This window comes from Acinetobacter sp. F16 (assembly GCF_052712855.1).
In genome coordinates, this window is sequence record NZ_JBRATK010000008.1 from 115285 (window position 1) to 134268 (window position 18984).

Sequence of the window (18984 nt, forward strand, 5' to 3'; positions counted from 1 at the left end):
GCATAGGATTTTATTCTTCATTTGAGATAGGTATGCACACGAATTCATCGGAAACATCACAAAGCACAACTTTGCAATATGTGCATTGGTTTCGACATTCTGCGCCTTATATCAATGCCCACCGCAATAAAACTTTTGTCATTATGTTTGATGGCGAAGCGGTTCAACATGAAAATTTCCAGCATATTATTCATGACATTGCCCTGCTGCATTCTTTGGGCATTCGTCTGATTCTGGTGCATGGCGCACGTTCGCAAATCAACCAGAACTTAAAAGCCAGCGGCATTCAAACCCCATTCCATAATCATCGCCGGATCACCACGCGCGAATCTTTAAGCTGCGTGATGAATGCGGTGGGTTCGATTCGCCTGCAAATTGAAGCTTTGCTCTCGATGGGTCTGGCCAATTCCCCCATGTACGGCGCACGTATTGATGTGATTTCAGGCAATTTTGTCACGGCAAAACCCTACGGCATTCGTGACGGGATCGATTTTCAGCTTACCGGTGAACTGCGGACCGTGGATACCGATGCAATTCAGCGCCATCTGAAAAATCATAATATTGTGCTGCTTGGCCCAACCGGTTATTCCAACACCGGTGAAGTGTTTAACCTGGTCGCGGAAGAAGTCGCCACCAATACCGCGATTCTGCTTAAAGCCGACAAGCTGATTTTCCTGGGTAAACAGCAAGGTCTGGTCAATGAGTTCGGGCAATTGCAACGTGAGATTCCACCGCATCAGCTCGATCAGCACATTTTGCAGTACCAGGACTCCAATCCAGATATTGCTCTGCAGTTACGCGGTGCCAAAAATGCCTCACTGCAAGGTGTACACCGTGTGCATCTGATTTCTTATACCTATGATGGCGCCTTGCTCGAAGAACTGTTCACTCGCGATGGTGCAGGCACCATGATGACCGATTCACATTATGAAGAAGTGCGTACTGCCAATATTCAGGATGTCGGTGGTCTGATGAATTTACTTCGCCCACTCGAGGCTGAAGGCATTCTGGTTTATCGCTCACGCGAACGCTTAGAAAGTGAAATTGAGCAATTTTCTGTGATTGAACGTGATGGCATGATTTTAGCCTGTGCGGCGCTTTACCCGATTCCAACTTCTGCCAGTGAAATAAAATCGGCCGAGATTGCCTGTGTTGCAGTCGATCCAACCTATCGCAAGTCCAACCGGGGTAGCCAGATTTTGCATTATCTGGAAGACAAAGCCAAAAGTCTGGGCATTCAACAACTGTTTGTGCTGACCACGCGTACCGCGCACTGGTTTGTCGAGCATGGCTTTGAACCCGCCAGTGTTGATGATCTGCCGAATGCGCGTCAGGCGCTGTATAACTACCAGCGCAATTCACTGGTATTCAAAAAGCCGCTTTAAAGTGGCTTTTTTTATTGTTGCTATATCTTTATTTTTTATATCTTTATCTGTCATTTTGGTGAATCTGGCTGATTTAACTTATGCCATTTTTGCATAAGCTTATGGATATACAGTATTTGGAATTAAATTAAATAAATATCAATAATTTAAAATATTAAAACCGCATATTTTATTTTCTATATAAATCACATTTTGGCATAAGTTTTTCTTTTTTTTATTTATCTTTTTTCCTCATTAAGAATTCCTATTTTTTTATTATTTTCGAAAAAGAAAAGGCATTAGCTTATGTGTTCAATATTCAACACTTCATGTTGCGGAGCACACATTCATGAGCGCCATTCAAGCAAAATTCTGGGCGAAATCGCTGGTCCTTTCTTCAGTAGTTGCTGGTGCAATGATGATGTCTGGCTGTGGCAAAAAAGAAGCTGAAACTGTCACTTTAAATATTGGTTTTCAGAAATACGGCTTATTGCCAGTAATTAAAGCACGTGGTTCTTTAGAAACTGCATTAGAAAAACAGCATGTCAAAGTGAAATGGGTCGAGTTTACTGCCGGCCCTCAACTGCTTGAAGGCTTGAATGTCGGTAGTGTTTCCTTGGGTGAAGTCGGTGAAGCACCGCCTATTTTTGCTCAGGCAGCCAACGCAAATTTGGTGTATGTGGCAAACCAACCTGCTATGCCGACCGCTGAAGCATTAATTGTGCAAAAAGACTCCCCTATTCAAAGTATCAAAGATTTAAAGGGTAAACGTGTCGTGCTAAACAAAGGCTCCAACGTGCATTACTTGTTGCTCAAATTACTTGAAGCCAACAATCTAAAGCTGGATGACATTCAAGTGGTGTATTTACCGCCTGCAGATGCACGTGCTGCCTTTGAAAAAGGTGCAGTGGATGCCTGGGTGATTTGGGATCCGTTCTTTGCGGCTGCTGAACAGCAGATTGGTGCACGTGTGATCGCAAACGGTGAAAACCTGGTGAAAAACTATCAGTTCTACATGGCTGACCGCAAATTTGCAGAACAGAATCCGGAAGTCGTCAAGGCAGTGATCAATGAACTGAATGTTGCTGCAGATTGGATGACGAAAAACCAGGATGAAGCTGCGAAAATCTTAGAAAAACCAACAGGCTTAGATGCTTCTATTTTAAAAACATCAATTGGTCGCATGAATTTAGGGGTAAAACCTATTTCTAATCAAGTTGCTACGCAGCAGCAATATGTTGCTGATGCATTTTATAACCAGAAACTGATTCCAAACAAAATCAATATTCAAGCCGCGATTTTAGCGAAGTAATGACACAACAATAGAGGACTCGACAATGACTCAACATCAGCAAGATAACAAAGCAATTACCTGGTTCAACACATCTAGTCATGGCATGAACGCGATGCTGATTGCTTGTGCGATGTTGGGTTCGAGCGCTGCCTGGGCTGTGGATCCTTCAGTCAAACAACTGCGGATTGGCTATCAAAAAGCCTCGGTAAATCTGGTAATTGCCAAACAACAAAAACTGTTTGAACAGGAATTTCCAAACGCAAAAATTTCCTGGAATGAGTTTCCAGGTGGTCCGCAAATTTTAGAAGCGCTGGCTGTCGGTTCTATTGATGTGGGTGCGACGGGCGATACACCGCCTGTATATGCACAAGCCGGCAACAAACCACTCCATTATTTTGCTTATGAAACCGCAAAACCTTTGGCTTCTGCCATTTTGGTACCCAGCAATTCCAAAATTAGCCAGCTCAGTCAGTTAAAAGGTAAACGCGTTGGCGTTCATCGCGGTTCAAGCTCACATTATTTATTGGTACAAGCTGTTCGCAAGGCCGGTTTGCAATGGACTGACATTCAACCGATCTGGTTAAGCCCTGCCGATGCACGTGCGGCTTTCCAGAAAGGTGCCATTGATGCCTGGGCCATTTGGGATCCGTACTATGCTGCGGCTCAAGTGGAAGATAAGGCCAAAGTGCTGGCTTCAGGTAAAGGCTTAAGTCCAAATTACACCTTCTATCTGGCTTCAAACAATCTGGTTAAAAATCATCCTCAGGCACTCAAAGGCATTATCAAGCAGGTCAACGTTGCCGACAAATGGGTGCAAAGCCATAAGGCTGCTACTGCAACTGTTTTTGCCAAAAGCACCGGTCTGAAACCGGTGGTTAGCCAGACTTTTATCCAGCGTCGCCCTAATCCGTCTGGTGCTGCCCTGCTTAACAAGAAAGTGATTGCCGACCAGCAAGAACTCGCCAACCGTTTTAGCGAACTCAATATCATTCCAAAATCTATCAATATTCAGCAAGCCGTTTGGGCAGGCAAATAATCTAAGGATCAAAGCAATGAAAATTTTCTGGTTTATTCCTACGCATGGTGACAGTCGTTATTTAGGTACAAGCAAAGGCGCGCGTCAGGTCGATCATGCTTATATGAAACAGATTGCCGTAGCCGTAGATAACCTGGGTTATGAAGGTGTACTGATTCCAACAGGCCGTTCATGTGAAGATCCATGGATTACTGCTGCAAGCCTGATTGATGCAACCAAAAATTTAAAATTCCTGGTGGCTTTACGTCCAGGCGTAACGACGCCTGCACTGGCTGCGCGTATGGCTTCAACTTTTGACCGTTTATCAAATGGCCGTGTATTGCTGAACCTGGTCACCGGTGGTGACGAGCAAGAGCTGAAAGGTGATGGCGTGTATGAAGACCATGCAACACGTTACCAAACAGCAGCGGAATACACCAAAATCTGGCGTGAAATTTTAATCCGCTCACATACTGGCGAATCATTTACTTTCCACGGCGACCGCTTACAAGTGGATGATGCAAAACTGCTTTATCCACCGGTGCAAAAACCATATCCACCCCTTTGGTTTGGCGGTTCTTCTGATGCTGCAATCGAGCTTGCTGCAGAACAGGTGGACACTTACTTAACTTGGGGTGAACCACCCGCAGCGGTAAAAGAAAAAGTTGAAACCATGCGTGCTAAAGCTGCTGCACGTGGTCGTACTTTAAATTACGGTATTCGCTTGCATGTGATTGTGCGTGAAACCAATGAACAGGCATGGGCTGCTGCTGAAGAACTGATTCAATATGTTGATGATTCCACCATTCAAGCAGCGCAAAAGAAATTCAAGCAAATGGATTCGGTGGGTCAACGCCGCATGGCTGAACTGCATAATGGCGATCGCAGCAAACTTGAAGTGTCTCCGAACCTTTGGGCAGGTGTTGGCTTAGTTCGTGGCGGTGCCGGTACAGCGCTTGTAGGTGATCCGCAAACAGTTGCAGACCGCATTCAGGAATATGCAGATTTGGGTATTGATACCTTTATTTTCTCGGGCTATCCGCACCTTGAAGAATCCATTCGTTTTGCTGAACTGGTGTTCCCACTGCTTCCATTAGAAACCCGTCAAAAACTGGCGCAACCCAATCTGACCGGTCCTTTTGGTGAAATCGTGGCAAATAACTACGTGCCAGATGAGGCGAAACAACAAGTAAAAGCTAAGGAGCCGGCTTAATGAGTAAAACCATTTCTGCCGAAACCTTGGCTAAAAACAAGGTTTCACGTGGAACACAATTTGGGCAGCATTTGCTGCCCTGGTTGTTCCCGGTCGCACTGATCGCGATTTGGCAAATTGCATCCAGTACCGGTCTGCTAGAAAGCCGTATTCTGCCTGCACCGAGTGCAGTGGTAAGCGCATTCTGGCATCTGTCGATCACGGGTGAGCTTTGGCAACACGTGAAAGTCAGTGCCGGACGTGCCCTGCTCGGCTTATTGGTGGGTGGTGGCTTGGGCCTGTTACTGGGCTTGCTGAATGGCTCTTCTAAACTGGCATCGACCCTGCTCGATACCACCTTGCAAATGATCCGCAACATTCCAGCCTTGGCTTTAATTCCTTTAGTCATTCTCTGGTTCGGGATTGATGAATCAGCCAAGCTGTTTTTAGTCGCTGTCGGTGTATTCTTCCCGATTTATATCAATACCTATCATGGGATTCGCTCGGTTGACCCACAACTGATCGAGATGGGTAAAAGCTATGGTTTGACCCGCTGGCAGTTATACAAAGAAATTATTTTACCAGGTGCAATGCCGTCCATTCTTGTCGGTTTACGCTTTGCATTGGGTCTGGTTTGGGTATTGCTCATTGTGGCAGAAACCATTTCCGCACAATCCGGCATTGGCTATATGACCATGAATGCGCGTGAATTCTTACAAACCGATGTAGTGTTAGTGGGTATTTTGCTTTACGCCCTGCTTGGAAAACTGGCCGATGTATTGGCAGTAGGCTTAGAAAGATACTTACTGCGCTGGCATGCTGGATATCAAAAATAAGGAATACATTATGACTGATTTAAGTATAGGGCGACATGTCGCTGAAGATCCAGCTGCACCCAAACAGCCTGCAACTACAGATATCAATCCAACAGCGGTAGTCGGTGCAGAAATTCTGATTGAGCAACTGCATAAATTCTATGGTGAGGTAACGGTTCTAGAAGATTTAGACCTGCACATTCAACCGGGTGAATTTCTTGCGATTGTTGGGCGTAGCGGATGTGGTAAAAGTACCCTGCTTCGTCTGATTGCCGATTTGGAACAACCCAGCTATGGTGAAATCAAGTTTAAGTCGGCACGACATATCCGCGAAGGCATTAGCAGTGATGACATCCGTGTCATGTTCCAGGACCCGCGACTTTTACCGTGGCGTAGCATTGAACAAAATGTACAGCTGGGTTTGGCCAAAGAACATCAAGGCAATGCCTCTGCCCTGCTAGAAAAAGTCGGACTGAAAGAGAAAGCCGGATTGTGGCCTTCACAACTTTCAGGCGGTCAGCGTCAGCGTACCGCGCTTGCACGTGCATTGTCACATAAGCCTCGCATCTTGCTGCTGGATGAGCCACTCGGTGCACTGGATGCTTTAACCCGCTTGGACATGCAGAGCCTGATTGAAAAACTCTGGCATGAGCAAGGCTTTACCGCCATTTTGGTAACCCATGATGTCAGTGAAGCAGTGCAACTGGCCGACCGAATTATTTTGCTGGATAAAGGTCATATTGCTAAACAATTTAAAGTGGATTTACCGCGACCGCGTAAAAAAGATTACGCTTTTAGCGAGTTGGAGCAACAGGTTCTCAATGCTGTATTGGCCACATGATATTTTTGATCTGAAATGGGCACATCCTGACCTTCAGTTTGGGCTCATCTCATAATGATGCGATATAAAGCGCATCTTATTCTTTAATTAATTTAATCATTCATTTAATACTTGAGCATTAAATGCAACGTTCAAAAAAATAAAAAAAATCAATCTAATTGAATTATTTAACGATCTTTAATGCGCTATTTTCTGCCCTGTTTTAAAGCATCTTTTTACATTGGTCGAAAACTTGGCAATTTAATAGCTGATCTAAAAAATAAATCGTCAATATTCATAAAATTAAAACTTTTGCCTGTGCACAAATCTGATGATTTGCCGTACAATTTAAGGTTCCACTTTTAATTGTTTTTTAATGGCCAATGGAACAAAAAAAGAGTACACAAAAACGACATCAACTGCTAAACGCAGCCTTGGATGTATTTTCCCTTTATGGTTTTAATGGGGCAAGCTTAGACGAGATTGCTCAAATTGCTGAAATGCACAAATCCAATATTTTCTATTATTATGAAAATAAGGAAGCCTTGTACGTTGAAGTACTCACCACGGTATTACAGAAGTGGCTTGCCCCACTGCAAATGCTAGAAACAGAACTTGAGCCTGAAGAAGCGATCACCAATTATTTATTGCAAAAAATCGAGGTTTCTCGTACCCAGCCGAAAGCATCCCGACTGTTTGCTTTGGAAGTGATTCAAGGTGCACCGCATATCTTGCCAATTTTAAAAGGTCCGTTAAAGAAATTGGTGAAGCGTAAAGCCAAAGTCATTAGCATGTGGCAAGATCAAGGTAAAATTTCCAAGGACATTGATCCGGAACTTTTAATTCTGAATATTTGGGCCATTACCCAAAATTATGCAGATTTTGCCACCCAGATGGAAATGGTGACCGGCAAGACCTTGCGTAACCGCAGTATGCAGCAGCGCATCATCCAACATACTGTGCATATGATGTTATACGGCGTGATTCCCCGCTCATAATTGTTAAATTATCTGCTACGATAATTTTGGCATACGACCATAGAGCACTATGGTCGCCGAATTCCCAAGCCTATCCACCTTATTTGACCGTTTGATATAATTTTAATAACTTTTGCGCACCCAATAATAAATTTTCTTCCCAATCCAAATGTGCGGTGTCATTCGCGCCATCAGTAATATATTTCACTGAAATTAATCGCACACCTAGCTTCTTGCACACCTTGGCAATCGCGTAGCCTTCCATATCCACCAAATCACAGGGCACTTTCGGTATACCTGTTTCAAAGCTATCACCCGTTCCACATATGCCTTTTTCCAGGTGGGGGAAATAAGCTTCTAAATGAATTTCTGCAGGATGGTCATCATCCATAGGGGTAACGCCGACTGCAAAACCGAGTGGCGATACATCCATATCGCGTTGCACAAATGTCGTCACTTCAACCAAGGCGTGCGCATCAAATTGGGAACTTCCAGCCGAACCCAAGTTGAGTAAGGTTTTACAGCCAGTTTTTTGAATCACTTCAAAGGCTTTAAATGCAGCATTCACTTTACCAATACCACTGTAATGCACTTGAATCCCGGCTTGTTCAAACAGGCCTTTCGATTCATTGGGAAGTGCCATGATTAAAGCCAAATCCGACATAGTGGAACCTTGTTTACTTGCAAATTTAAAATTGTGCCCATTAGAAAAGAATTAAAGGATGAGTGCAAATTTAATATTGTGATCAGCTTGCTATTCAAAAATCTGATGCATCTGGATTCATTTAAGCTTTAGTTTCCTGATCTAATCCTTAACCATTTCAATGCTATTTTTTACTAGAGAGTTCAATATTTTTTTGTATGAAAACACAACAACAAGACGAACGCTCAAGATTATGGCAATATATAGCCCTGATAATTTTTCACTTATTGATTCGCCCATGAAGCTGCTCCGCCTGAATGCTTTAGCGCCAAATTTTCAACTGCCAAAAACTGCCGCTACGATTGGTAATTTTGACGGTGTACATTTGGGTCATCAGGCCATGATTGCACAATTAAAACAACTTGCCGCAGCACAAAATTTAAAAACCTTGGTGATGATATTTGAGCCACAACCTTTGGAATTTTTTAAAGGTTATGAAGCACCGCCTAGAATTAGCTCATTGCGGGAAAAAGTCGAATACCTAACCGAACTGGGTGTCGACTATATTGCAATTGCAAAATTTGATAACCATTTCCGTAGCTTAAATGCTGAAAGCTTTGCCGATATTCTCAAACAAAAACTCAATGCAGAACATCTGGTGCTGGGTGACGATTTCCATTTCGGCAAAAACCGTCAAGGCAATAGTGAATTTTTGCGCGGCTACGGTTTTCAGGTCACCAATTTAAATACCATTGCCTTGGATGGACACCGCGTCAGCTCGACCCGGATTCGTCATACCTTGCAAGCCGGCGATTTAGCCTTGGCGGCTAAATTGCTGGGTCGTCCCTATAGCATTACCGGCCGGGTACAATATGGCGACCAGATTGGACGTACCATTGATTTCCCGACCATTAACGTCCGTCTCAACCGTCATAAACCCTGTTTAAACGGGATTTACGGCGTTGAAGTGGTATGTGAAACCGGATCTTTAAAAGATAAAGTGAAAGCCGACAATCCTGAAAAACCGGGGATTGCAGGCTATGAGCCGACTGCCCTGTTTGGTGCAGGACATGTTGGTACACGACCAGCCATCAAACAGGAACATCCTGAATGGCGATTAGAAGTACATTTTCCTGATGTTTCTGCTAATCTGTATGGCCTGTTAATGCGGGTGACGTTCTTGAACTATCTACATGGTGAAAAGGACTACCCTTCGCTTGAAGCATTGAAAGCGGGAATTGATGACGATGTTGAGAAACTGCTTGAATTTCGACAAGACACCCCCAATTTTCCCTTTTAAATCCCACATTTTTTATTGTAAAACGCGTCAGCCTAAGACTGATTAAATTGGAAGACAACTTGCATGAGCGATAAGCAAACTCCTGAAAATGCAGTGGATTATAAAGCCACGCTAAACCTCCCAGGTACTGAATTTGCGATGAAAGCAAATCTCGCAGTACGTGAAGCAAAATGGTTAGAAGAGTGGTATGCCGACAACATTTATCAGCAGATTCGTGCATCGCGTATTGGCAAGAAAAAATATGTGCTTCACGATGGCCCTCCATACGCAAATGGTCAAATCCATTTAGGTCATGCGGTAAATAAAGTACTTAAAGACATCATCATCAAAAGCCGCATTATGGATGGCTTTGATGCACCTTATGTTCCGGGTTGGGACTGTCACGGTTTGCCGATTGAACTGAAAGTTGAAGAAAAAGTCGGTAAAGTCGGCGTTAAAGTAGATGCTGCAACCTTCCGTAAACATTGCCGTGAATATGCCTACACCCAAGTTGAATTACAGAAAAAAGACTTTGTGCGTATGGGTGTGTTTGGTGACTGGGACAATCCTTACCTGACCATGAATTTTGCTCAAGAAGCAAATATCGTGCGTTCATTGGGTGAAATCCAGAAACAGGGTCATATCCAGCCGGGTCTTAAACCAGTCAACTGGTGTTTGGACTGCGGTTCTGCATTGGCAGAAGCTGAAGTTGAATACGAAGATAAAAAATCAGATGCAATCGACGTGGGTTTCACCGTTGTTGATTTAGCAGATTTATCGGCGCGTTTGGGTGTTGAAGTTAAAGACTCAACCGATATCGTCATCTGGACAACAACACCTTGGACCATTCCTGCAAACCAGGCAGTTGCCTTGCATGCGGATATTGAATATCAATTGGTTACAGCACGTGGTGATGATAAAGCAGCGCAAAACTTTATCTTGGCCAAAGATTTGGTGGAATCTGCAACTGAACGTTATGGCTTTAACACTGTTGAAGTGATTGCCGATTTTGCCGGTGCAAAACTTGAGAATTTGGTTCTACAGCATCCTTTAATTACTGAACGTCAGGTTCCAGTTATTTTAGGCGAACACGTCATTGCAACCAGCGGTACAGGTGCGGTACATACAGCGCCCGGCCATGGTGTAGACGATTATAAAGTTGGCTTGCTGTACAACTTAAAAGTCGATAATCCTGTGGGTGGTAATGGTGTGTATTTACCGACTGCACCTATTTTTGCAGGCGAACACATCTATAAAGCCAATCCAAAAATTATTGCGGCATTAAGTGAAGCCAATAAGCTTTGGGCACATGTGGTGATCAAGCATAGCTATCCACATTGCTGGCGTCATAAAACTCCGATCATTTTCCGTGCAACCCCGCAGTGGTTCATCAGCATGGATGAAAAAGGTTTACGTCAGGGTGCTTTAAACGCGATTGAAAACGACATCAGTTTTGTCCCGGATTGGGGTAAAAACCGAATCGAATCGATGATTGAAGGTCGTCCGGACTGGTGTATCTCGCGTCAACGTACTTGGGGTGTGCCAATCCCGTTCTTCGTGCATAAAGACACCAATGAATTGCATCCACGTACTCCTGAACTAATTGAAGAAGTTGCCAAACTGATCGAACAGGAAGGCATTGATGGCTGGTACAACCGTGAAGCGAAAGATTTCATCGGTGCCGATGCCGAACACTACAATGCGGTTCGTGACACGCTAGACGTCTGGTTTGACTCGGGTACAACCCATTATGCGGTACTGCGTGAACGTGAAGAATTGACTGATCCTGCTGATCTTTACCTTGAAGGTTCAGATCAACACCGTGGCTGGTTCCAGTCTTCATTGTTAACCTCTATTGCGATTAACAAGCGCGCACCTTATAAAGGCTTGTTGACTCACGGTTTCGTGGTCGATGAAAAAGGCCGTAAGATGTCGAAATCCATCGGTAACGTGATCACACCGCAAGACATCATTAAAGATATGGGTGCAGACGGTTTACGTTTCTGGATTGCGTCATCTGACTACCGTTATGAAATGACGGCGGGTAAAGAAATCTTTAGCCGTGCCTCTGATGGTTACCGTCGTATCCGTAACACCTTGCGTTTCTTGTTGGCGAACCTGAACGGTTTCCAGCCGGCGACTGATGCATTGCCAGTCGATCAGTTGATCGCGCTTGATCAGTACATCCTGCAACGTGCAGCAGACGTACAAAAAACCATTCAGCAAGCCTATGAAGATATGAACTTCCATATTGTGGCAAGTTCGTTGACCAACTTCTGTATTAATGACCTGGGTGGTTTCTACCTCGACATCATCAAAGACCGTCAGTACACCACCAAAGCGGATTCTCAAGCGCGTCATTCTGCACAAACTGCGTTGTATCATTTGGTTCAAGCTTTTGTTCGCTGGATGGCACCAATCTTGACCTTTACCGCTCAAGAAGCTTGGCCTTTAATTCCGGGTCAAACTGAGAAATACGTATTCACTGCTGAATGGTATGACATTCCTGTTGCATCGAAAGCCAACCTGGTTTCAGAAGCTGACTGGCAGACCCTGATTGCGGTTAAATCTGCGGTGAACAAGCAAATTGAAGCCGCACGTAATGCCAAACTGATCGGTTCTAACCTGTCTGCCAAAGTTGAACTTTGGGCCAATGTTGAATTGAAAGCGGTGCTTGACCAGTTAAGTGATGAACTTCGTTTTGTTCTGATCACATCAACTGTGATTGTCAATGCATTTGATGAAACACAAGGCGAAGCAACAGATCTTGAAGGCTTACGCGTGAAAGTATCGGCTGCGATGGGCGAAAAATGTGCCCGTTGCTGGCATGTTCTTCCGGATGTGAATACACATCACGAACACCCAGGCCTTTGTTCTCGTTGTATTATTAACCTTCCTACAGGTCAAGGCGAAGAGAGAAAATATGCCTAATCCGCAAACTAAAAAGGGCTTATTCCAATTCTACCCACACAATCTGCTGTGGGTGGGTTTATCCATTGTCGCGATTATTCTCGACCAATGGACCAAATGGATTGCAACGACACAGCTGAATTATGCAGATCCTGTGCCGGTACTGCCCTTTTTAAATTGGACATTGCTACATAACTATGGCGCAGCCTTTAGTTTCTTGTCTGATGCCGGTGGATGGCAACGTTATTTCTTTACTTCACTGGCAGGTTTAGTGTCTGTAATTTTTGTGTTTTGGCTGATGCGTATGCCGAAAAAAATGGTGATTTTACCAATGGCGATTGCCCTGATTTTGGGTGGTGCGATCGGTAACTTAATTGACCGCGTCTCTTTAGGTTATGTGGTCGATTTCATTCACGTTTACTACAATAACAGCCACTTCCCTGCTTTTAATATTGCAGATAGTGCCATTACCGTGGGCACTATTTTGCTGCTGATCGATACTTTTTTCCTAGAAAAGCAACGTATTCAACGTGCGGAAGCGCAACACAATGACTGAAATTATTAATCCAAATGAAGAAACCCGTATTAATGAAGGTTCGAAAGTAGAACTTCATTTTTCGGTGGCCATTGAAAATGGTGTGGAAATTGATAACACCCGTAGCCGTGAAGAACCGGTCAGCCTGGTGATGGGCGATGGCAGCTTATTGCCCGGTTTTGAAAAAGCCCTGTTTGGTCTACGTGCCGGTGACCGTCGTACCGTGAGTCTTCCTCCTGAAGATGCTTTCGGTCCCTGGAATCCTGAAAACGTACAAAAATTTGATACGGTTAAATTCGAGCAGACACCGATTGTCGGCCATATGATTGAATTTGAAGATAAAGCTAAACAAAGCCTGTTTGGTGTCGTGAAATCGGTCGGTGAAGATATTACCGAAATTGATTTCAATCACCCGCTTGCAGGCAAAGACATTACTTTTGAAGTAGAAATCTTTAAAGTGACCCCTGCCGGTCAGCAAGGTATTAAACTGATGTAAAAGATCATCTAACGGATGATTTTTAAAAGCTCCTTCAGGAGCTTTTTTAGCTTCTGGAGATACAAATCCCTAATATTCAGCCCCCCATATTCATATTAATTTAGATCCTAACTTTATAAAAAACACAGGCTCAATATGAAAATTCAAATTATTGTCGGTAGTGTTCGTGAAGGTCGTATTGCGATTAAAGTTGCGCGCTGGGTACAACGCAGTATCGAAAGAGCAAATTACAGTACCGTTCAGGCTGAACTGGTCGATTTAAAAGAATGGAACCTGCCTATTTTTTCAGGGGCACATCCACCGATTACCGGTATTTATGATCAGCCGAAACAACAGGAATGGGCAGACAAAATTGCTTCAGGTGATGCCATGATTTTTATTAGCCCTGAATATAACCATGGCTACAGCCCTGCACTCAAAAATGCCCTGGATTACCTAGGCAAAGAGTGGCAAGACAAACCTGCGGCTTATATCGGCTATGGTGCAACCAACGGTTCACGTTCGATTGATCAAATCCGTCAGGTCGGAACCCAACTCGGCTTGGTTGACAGTAATGCGGTAATTGAAATTCGTGACATCTTTTCACGCAATAAAACTGAAGAATTTGAACCCAATGAATTTGATAACAAAACTCTAAAATCGGTGCTGGATAAACTGATTCAATACGTCAGTGCCTGATAATAGAATCATCTTGTACGTTTTAGCTTACAACAGTTGCCGAATATCTCCACTTTTCACACATTACTTTTCACGCTATATTTAACTTATAGCAAGACAGGAAGTCTGCAGAATTTAAAACTAAAATGATAAGTGATGATAACAGCAGGATGCTGACAGGTACGACAGGAGTTATACCTTTAGAATGAATATAAAAAAGCCTCGACAGGATGTCGGGGCTTTTTTTTCAAAATCATTTTATTCTTATAATCATTTAATATCACGGTTTAAACTGAACCTGCCACTTGTCGAAAAGCTCAATTAAACCACCAAAATTTACATCATGCTGAAATACCAAACTTTATAATCTCATTCAGCACAACAGTCATCCATAACATTTTTATGAGCAATTAGAATAGAGCGAAAGATTATTCTGGGCATCATAAGTAAAACAATAAAAATACTTGAGAGAAAAACTATGCAATTAGAACATCATTTTCTGAATGATTACGCCAAAGTATTCATGGCTCACCCCGACAACAATGCATGTCAGGATCTAGCACACTATATCGAGGATAATCTTGAACAGCTGATGCAACAAATCCATCAGCATGGCATCCTGATTTTTCGGGGATTTAATATCCAGCAAACGGAAGAATTTCATCAACTTATTGAACAAAAATTCAAGTTACAGCCGTGGAATTCCTTCAACCCCAATATGCCGGGTTGGGTTGCATCATGGATGCGTAAATACAGTGAAAGTATTTTAGGTGCAGGCGATTATCGACGCTATATTGACCGTAATACTGTTCAGTTGGGGCCAGTAGAAAACGCTGTACAAGGGCCGCACGTGGAAGGTGGCGTCCGTTCTGAACGCTCGCGCTATATCGCTTTATATTGTCAGGAACCCTCAACTTATCTGGCTGAAACTGGCTTTAACAATCTTGAGAAAATTTGGGAAAATTTTCCTGAATCGGTAAAGCAAAAATACCAAGGCACATGGAACCATTTTTCTTATGTTTCATCGCGTAAAATTAATTTTATGGATCGGATCTTGCTGAAAAAGAGTCCTTTTAGCGTAAGTATACTGCCTGACAAGAAAGCCAAACTGACCTTACAACCCGCACCTCTGGTGATTAAGCATCCTATTACCAAAAAGCTTGCACTACAACCTTGGGCCTTTGCCAACAATACCAACCCATTTGCTTATCAGGCTGCGCAAAACTGCTTTGAAAATCGTGGTGAGATCCAGATTGATTCGACTGCTGACGGTATGCAGCTGACCTGGGAAATTTTCAATCAGCAGGGTGATAAAGTTGAATGGATGGATCAAGAGAAACAAGACTTTTTTGATGCGATGTATCGTGACGCCCTGTTATTGCAATGGCAGAAAGGTGATATTGCCATAGTCGATAATATTAAAATTGCCCATTGGCGCATGAATGGCGAGCAAGGCAACCGTAAACTCATTCAAATCCAGGCCAATGTATTTAATGCTGATGACCATTATGCCGCGTAATATCAGCAGATGACTTATACAGATACCCTTAAAAGCCTAACATTTATTTTAATGCAGGCTTTTAAATTAAAGGATGACATTATTTTGCAGTCATTTTGAGTAACCCGGCATTTTTACCATCTTCAAGTACCCAAATTGCACCGTCTTCGGCTTCCAGCAAGCCACGAATACGTTGTTTCATATTTAAGCGCTGCACTTCCTTCACCAGTTTCATTTCGGTATCAACCACAATAATGGCTTTGGATGACAAGCCACCGATCAGGGCCTTATTTTTCCATGCAGGAAATTGATTGCTTTTATAAAATATCAGGCTGGATGGCGAGATGACAGGAGTCCAGCTGATCTCAGGCGCCTTAAATTCAGGTCGGGTATTATGGTCAGGAATGTCTTTACCATCGTAATGATCACCATTGGAAACAAAGGGATAACCATAATTTTCGCCCTTCACAACCAAATTCAGTTCATCGCCACCTTTAGGTCCCATTTCAGCTACCCACAGCTGAGCTTTGTGATCAAATGCAATACCTAAAGGATTACGATGCCCCAAACTCCAGACCTGTTTGGCAATCTGGCCTTGGGTCATAAACGGATTACCTGAAGCAGGTGTACCATCATCATTTAAACGCAGGATTTTGCCTAAATTCGATTGCATATCCTGTGCAGGATCAAACTTCTGACGTTCACCTGAACTGATCCAGAGCTTGCCATCCGAGCCAAATAACAGCCGATGTCCATAATGGCCCTGACCTTGTACTTTAGGCACTTGTTGCCAAATGGTTTTTAAATTTTTAAGTTGTGGGTCTTTAGCATTAGATAAATCCAATTCCCCGCGTGCAACTACAGCCCCATAACCACCCTGTCCTACTACTGCATAGCTAATATAAACTTGGCGGTTCTGTGCAAATTGCGGATGTAATGCAATATCGCCCAAGCCACCTTGTCCACCATAAGCCACTTTAGGAATACCTTTGACTTCGACTTTTTGTCTGGTTTGGGGATCAAATAATTGTAATTTGCCTTTTCGTTCAGTAATCAGTAAGCGACCATCCTTTAAAGATGCAATGGCCCAAGGTTCATTAAATTGTGCGATTGTCTTAAGTTGATAACCTTGCTGTATTTTTGAGGAAGACTGCTGTTTTGGCTGTTCCTGTACCTGTTGTCGAGTGTCATTTTGGGCATGACATGCAGTTAAACTATAAAAAGTTAAACTTAAAATGGCAGCGATGTGAATTTGACTCATATTTATTCTTCTTCAATCAACACTACAATCAATTTAGCATTTCAAGACAAATTACTGCATATAAAAACCTAAGTAATCGTAAAAGGATATGACATTTCACTTGATGAGTTATGAGTTGTTGAAACTCAATCAAGTTTCTTCTGACTTATTGAATACAGGCCTGATCCCGTTGGATTTTTGCTTGGTAGAGTTGTTGGTCTGCTGTTTTCATCAAGCAATCTACACTGCTATAGCTATGTGCAGGATTCATAATGGCAGCCCCAACGCTAATGGTAATATAAGGTTTTCCATCTTCCCGGTTGGCATGTTCGAGTTCTAGACCACGGATCACTCGACACAATTTTACTGCAAATTCTTGAGCCTGTTTTATACTCAAATCAGATAACAAAATTGCAAATTCTTCCCCCACCATACTGTGCTAAAAAACCCGACGCTGGCAAAATTGAATCTATGGTCTTGACCAAAGTCTTTAAAATATCATCGCCTTTAAGATGACCATAATAATCGTTATATTTTTTAAAATAATCGACATCAATCATATAGAACACCAGCGACGACTCTGCTTCGATCGCTTGCTCAAAGCGCTGTTGTATCTCTATATTTAGTGCATAACGGTTATATGCACCTGTTAAAGCATCAATTCGAACTTGCAGTGCCAATTGCTCATTGAGCTGCGTTACGGCTTGAGTCCGCTCTTGTACTTTCTGATCCAGCATCTTGTTCCACTGTAACAATTTCTTATTCAGTAATTCAGTTTTATAGCTCTGCACAGCATAATCACGGCTGAGCTGTAAAGTCACCACCATAAAATACACACATGAACTATAAAAGGCGATTTCCACCGAATCGATCAGCTTAAGCCCCAATAAATAGTCATGTATAAATGTAAGACACACTAAAACAATGGCAAAAGCATTGGCTTTTGAATAGGGAATTTGATCACGATAAATCCGGTAAACCCCATATAAAAGATTGGCAAAAATCAGAAATGAAATTGCAAAACTTTGAAAAAAGAAGTTTTGAAAGACCAAAGGCTGTTGGGTCAAAGTCACCACAACATTGACAATGATCACTGCACAAGTAATCAGTAATAAAAAGCGGTGAATCAGCTGATGAGGCAGTAAGAACACATAAAGTAGAAAGAACAGACAGACCAATTCAGTCAGTAGATATTCAAGTCGCGTTCCCCAAAGCCAAGGAATATTGGTGAATAAGGTATAAATAAAGGGAACAGCAAAGAAACTACGCAGACTTAAACATAAAATAAAGATTCCCAAAAACAGCCAAACATGACTAGGCTGCTTCTGCGCAATACGGTACAGCGCAAACAGCACCATAAAACAGCCAATCATCAGCAATACACCACTTACAATACTGAGTGGAATTACTTGACCATAAAATTTGTGCAAAATTAGTTTATTAAAACCGATATAAATACTGTTTTCCAGACCACCGCAAATATGCTGAAAACTTGAGGCCTGAATGGTAATGACTACGTCGGTCTTATTCGGGAAAAATGATACCAGTTTAGGTGCCATTTCAGTTTGATGATCCCCTCTGCACCAACTTGCCCCACTTTGGTAAGTAAGCGATCATCCACAAATAACTGATAGGCGCCATACTGGTAGGGAATATATAAATAGATTTGTTGCCCTACCCCAGATTCAGGTAGATGAAAACGCTGTTGAAACGTTGCTACGCCATCTTTATGCCCTGAAATACTAATAAATGATGCGGGTAATTGAACGTTTTTACTAATTTTGTATGGATAACCATCCTGATTTTCAGAGCCAGATATAATTGATTAGGATAATAATTCCATACGCCATCAAGTCATGCATTATGATCTCGGTCAAAATTTAATGGAATAGAGGCATCGACCAAGCTACTCAGCAATAACAACCGTAGAGAGAAAATAGCACGAAGAAAAATGCGCAGCATGAGAAGAAGATGGATAAAAATTAAGTGGATGAGTATAACATTTAACCTTAAAACCATAAGCTTATTTGATTGGCTTAAAATTTAATCTTTGACTCGAAAAATGATTTAATCAAATTTAAGGATTTACTTTAATTTTCTAATTATTTCCTTTTTTATATGTTTCATGCATAAAAAAATCCCCCTCAGCGTATGCTAAGGGGGATTTTTAGGAATAATGAGCTGGCGATGACTTACTCTCACATGGGTAACCCCACACTACCATCAGCGCAAAGAGGAAGGGATCAGGT

General features: G+C 42.7%; 17 protein-coding genes. 13 read left to right on the forward strand and 4 right to left on the reverse strand.

Going from position 1 to position 18984, the window contains the following annotated elements; genetic code table 11:
• Positions 1-32 precede the first annotated feature (32 nt).
• The 7 genes from argA to ACU0NF_RS06915 all read left to right on the forward strand — a co-directional run bounded on the left by argA (position 33) and on the right by ACU0NF_RS06915 (position 7498).
• Complete coding sequence (gene argA, locus ACU0NF_RS06885) at positions 33-1385, forward strand: amino-acid N-acetyltransferase (protein WP_131269140.1); 1353 nt, start codon at positions 33-35, stop codon at positions 1383-1385.
• 328 nt (positions 1386-1713) lie between these two features.
• Positions 1714-2676, forward strand: coding sequence for a sulfonate ABC transporter substrate-binding protein (locus tag ACU0NF_RS06890; RefSeq protein WP_445660585.1), 963 nt, complete (start codon positions 1714-1716; stop codon positions 2674-2676).
• A gap of 85 nt (positions 2677-2761) precedes the next feature.
• Positions 2762-3694 carry a sulfonate ABC transporter substrate-binding protein gene (locus tag ACU0NF_RS06895; RefSeq protein WP_445660598.1) on the forward strand — a complete coding sequence of 311 codons (933 nt, stop codon included), beginning with the start codon at positions 2762-2764 and terminating at the stop codon, positions 3692-3694.
• Positions 3695-3710: 16 nt separating this feature from the next.
• A complete protein-coding gene (ssuD, locus tag ACU0NF_RS06900; RefSeq protein WP_445660586.1) occupies positions 3711-4886 on the forward strand; it encodes an FMNH2-dependent alkanesulfonate monooxygenase in 1176 nt (391 codons plus the stop codon).
• Complete coding sequence (gene ssuC / locus ACU0NF_RS06905; protein WP_445660587.1) at positions 4886-5701, forward strand: aliphatic sulfonate ABC transporter permease SsuC; 816 nt, start codon at positions 4886-4888, stop codon at positions 5699-5701. The genes ssuD and ssuC overlap by 1 nt, the downstream gene beginning before the upstream one ends.
• A gap of 10 nt (positions 5702-5711) precedes the next feature.
• Positions 5712-6521 (forward strand): ABC transporter ATP-binding protein, encoded by an 810-nt coding sequence (locus ACU0NF_RS06910; RefSeq protein WP_445660588.1) that lies wholly within the window; start codon positions 5712-5714, stop codon positions 6519-6521.
• A 362-nt stretch (positions 6522-6883) separates the two neighbouring features.
• Positions 6884-7498 (forward strand): TetR/AcrR family transcriptional regulator, encoded by a 615-nt coding sequence (locus tag ACU0NF_RS06915; RefSeq protein ID WP_284067532.1) that lies wholly within the window; start codon positions 6884-6886, stop codon positions 7496-7498.
• 79 nt (positions 7499-7577) lie between these two features.
• Here ACU0NF_RS06915 and ACU0NF_RS06920 read toward each other — a convergent pair whose 3' ends face one another.
• Positions 7578-8141 (reverse strand): phosphorylase family protein, encoded by a 564-nt coding sequence (locus ACU0NF_RS06920; RefSeq protein ID WP_445660589.1) that lies wholly within the window; start codon positions 8139-8141, stop codon positions 7578-7580.
• A 277-nt stretch (positions 8142-8418) separates the two neighbouring features.
• Here ACU0NF_RS06920 and ribF point away from each other — a divergent pair, with 277 nt between their 5' ends.
• The 6 genes from ribF (at position 8419) to ACU0NF_RS06950 (ending at position 15516) form a co-directional block, all read left to right on the forward strand.
• Positions 8419-9420 carry a riboflavin biosynthesis protein RibF gene (ribF, locus tag ACU0NF_RS06925; protein ID WP_445660590.1) on the forward strand — a complete coding sequence of 334 codons (1002 nt, stop codon included), beginning with the start codon at positions 8419-8421 and terminating at the stop codon, positions 9418-9420.
• Between the two features lie 63 nt (positions 9421-9483).
• The gene (gene ileS, locus ACU0NF_RS06930; protein WP_445660591.1) at positions 9484-12330 is read left to right on the forward strand and encodes an isoleucine--tRNA ligase; all 2847 of its coding nucleotides are present in this window, start codon (positions 9484-9486) and stop codon (positions 12328-12330) included.
• On the forward strand, positions 12323-12865 hold the full coding sequence (lspA, locus tag ACU0NF_RS06935; RefSeq protein ID WP_131269559.1) for a signal peptidase II: 543 nt from the start codon (positions 12323-12325) through the stop codon (positions 12863-12865). Before ileS ends, lspA begins: the two co-directional genes overlap by 8 nt.
• Positions 12858-13340: an FKBP-type peptidyl-prolyl cis-trans isomerase gene (locus tag ACU0NF_RS06940; RefSeq protein ID WP_131269558.1), complete on the forward strand. Its 483-nt coding sequence runs from the start codon at positions 12858-12860 to the stop codon at positions 13338-13340. Before lspA ends, ACU0NF_RS06940 begins: the two co-directional genes overlap by 8 nt.
• Positions 13341-13475: 135 nt before the next feature.
• Complete coding sequence (locus ACU0NF_RS06945; RefSeq protein ID WP_445660592.1) at positions 13476-14018, forward strand: NADPH-dependent FMN reductase; 543 nt, start codon at positions 13476-13478, stop codon at positions 14016-14018.
• Between the two features lie 457 nt (positions 14019-14475).
• On the forward strand, positions 14476-15516 hold the full coding sequence (locus ACU0NF_RS06950; RefSeq protein ID WP_445660593.1) for a TauD/TfdA dioxygenase family protein: 1041 nt from the start codon (positions 14476-14478) through the stop codon (positions 15514-15516).
• A 79-nt stretch (positions 15517-15595) separates the two neighbouring features.
• Here ACU0NF_RS06950 and ACU0NF_RS06955 read toward each other — a convergent pair whose 3' ends face one another.
• From ACU0NF_RS06955 to ACU0NF_RS06965, 3 genes are all read right to left on the reverse strand, one after another.
• Positions 15596-16756 (reverse strand): PQQ-dependent sugar dehydrogenase, encoded by a 1161-nt coding sequence (locus ACU0NF_RS06955; RefSeq protein ID WP_445660594.1) that lies wholly within the window; start codon positions 16754-16756, stop codon positions 15596-15598.
• 145 nt (positions 16757-16901) lie between these two features.
• Positions 16902-17132 carry a diguanylate cyclase domain-containing protein gene (locus tag ACU0NF_RS06960; RefSeq protein ID WP_445660595.1) on the reverse strand — a complete coding sequence of 77 codons (231 nt, stop codon included), beginning with the start codon at positions 17130-17132 and terminating at the stop codon, positions 16902-16904.
• A gap of 1 nt (position 17133) precedes the next feature.
• Positions 17134-18294 carry a GGDEF domain-containing protein gene (locus ACU0NF_RS06965; protein ID WP_445660596.1) on the reverse strand — a complete coding sequence of 387 codons (1161 nt, stop codon included), beginning with the start codon at positions 18292-18294 and terminating at the stop codon, positions 17134-17136.
• Positions 18295-18984: the final 690 nt, after the last annotated feature.

Coding starts and splice junctions, on each gene's coding strand:
- ACU0NF_RS06895 (WP_445660598.1), top strand. CDS start 2,762: ATGAACGCGATGCTGATTGCTTGTGCGATGTTGGGTTCGAGCGCTGCC.
- ACU0NF_RS06945 (WP_445660592.1), top strand. CDS start 13,476: ATGAAAATTCAAATTATTGTCGGTAGTGTTCGTGAAGGTCGTATTGCG.
- lspA (WP_131269559.1), top strand. CDS start 12,323: ATGCCTAATCCGCAAACTAAAAAGGGCTTATTCCAATTCTACCCACAC.
- ssuD (WP_445660586.1), top strand. CDS start 3,711: ATGAAAATTTTCTGGTTTATTCCTACGCATGGTGACAGTCGTTATTTA.
- ACU0NF_RS06950 (WP_445660593.1), top strand. CDS start 14,476: ATGCAATTAGAACATCATTTTCTGAATGATTACGCCAAAGTATTCATG.
- ACU0NF_RS06910 (WP_445660588.1), top strand. CDS start 5,712: ATGACTGATTTAAGTATAGGGCGACATGTCGCTGAAGATCCAGCTGCA.
- ACU0NF_RS06890 (WP_445660585.1), top strand. CDS start 1,714: ATGAGCGCCATTCAAGCAAAATTCTGGGCGAAATCGCTGGTCCTTTCT.
- ssuC (WP_445660587.1), top strand. CDS start 4,886: ATGAGTAAAACCATTTCTGCCGAAACCTTGGCTAAAAACAAGGTTTCA.
- ileS (WP_445660591.1), top strand. CDS start 9,484: ATGAGCGATAAGCAAACTCCTGAAAATGCAGTGGATTATAAAGCCACG.
- ACU0NF_RS06955 (WP_445660594.1), bottom strand. CDS start 16,756: ATGAGTCAAATTCACATCGCTGCCATTTTAAGTTTAACTTTTTATAGT.
- ACU0NF_RS06940 (WP_131269558.1), top strand. CDS start 12,858: ATGACTGAAATTATTAATCCAAATGAAGAAACCCGTATTAATGAAGGT.
- ACU0NF_RS06965 (WP_445660596.1), bottom strand. CDS start 18,294: ATGGCACCTAAACTGGTATCATTTTTCCCGAATAAGACCGACGTAGTC.
- ACU0NF_RS06915 (WP_284067532.1), top strand. CDS start 6,884: ATGGAACAAAAAAAGAGTACACAAAAACGACATCAACTGCTAAACGCA.
- argA (WP_131269140.1), top strand. CDS start 33: ATGCACACGAATTCATCGGAAACATCACAAAGCACAACTTTGCAATAT.
- ribF (WP_445660590.1), top strand. CDS start 8,419: ATGAAGCTGCTCCGCCTGAATGCTTTAGCGCCAAATTTTCAACTGCCA.
- ACU0NF_RS06920 (WP_445660589.1), bottom strand. CDS start 8,141: ATGTCGGATTTGGCTTTAATCATGGCACTTCCCAATGAATCGAAAGGC.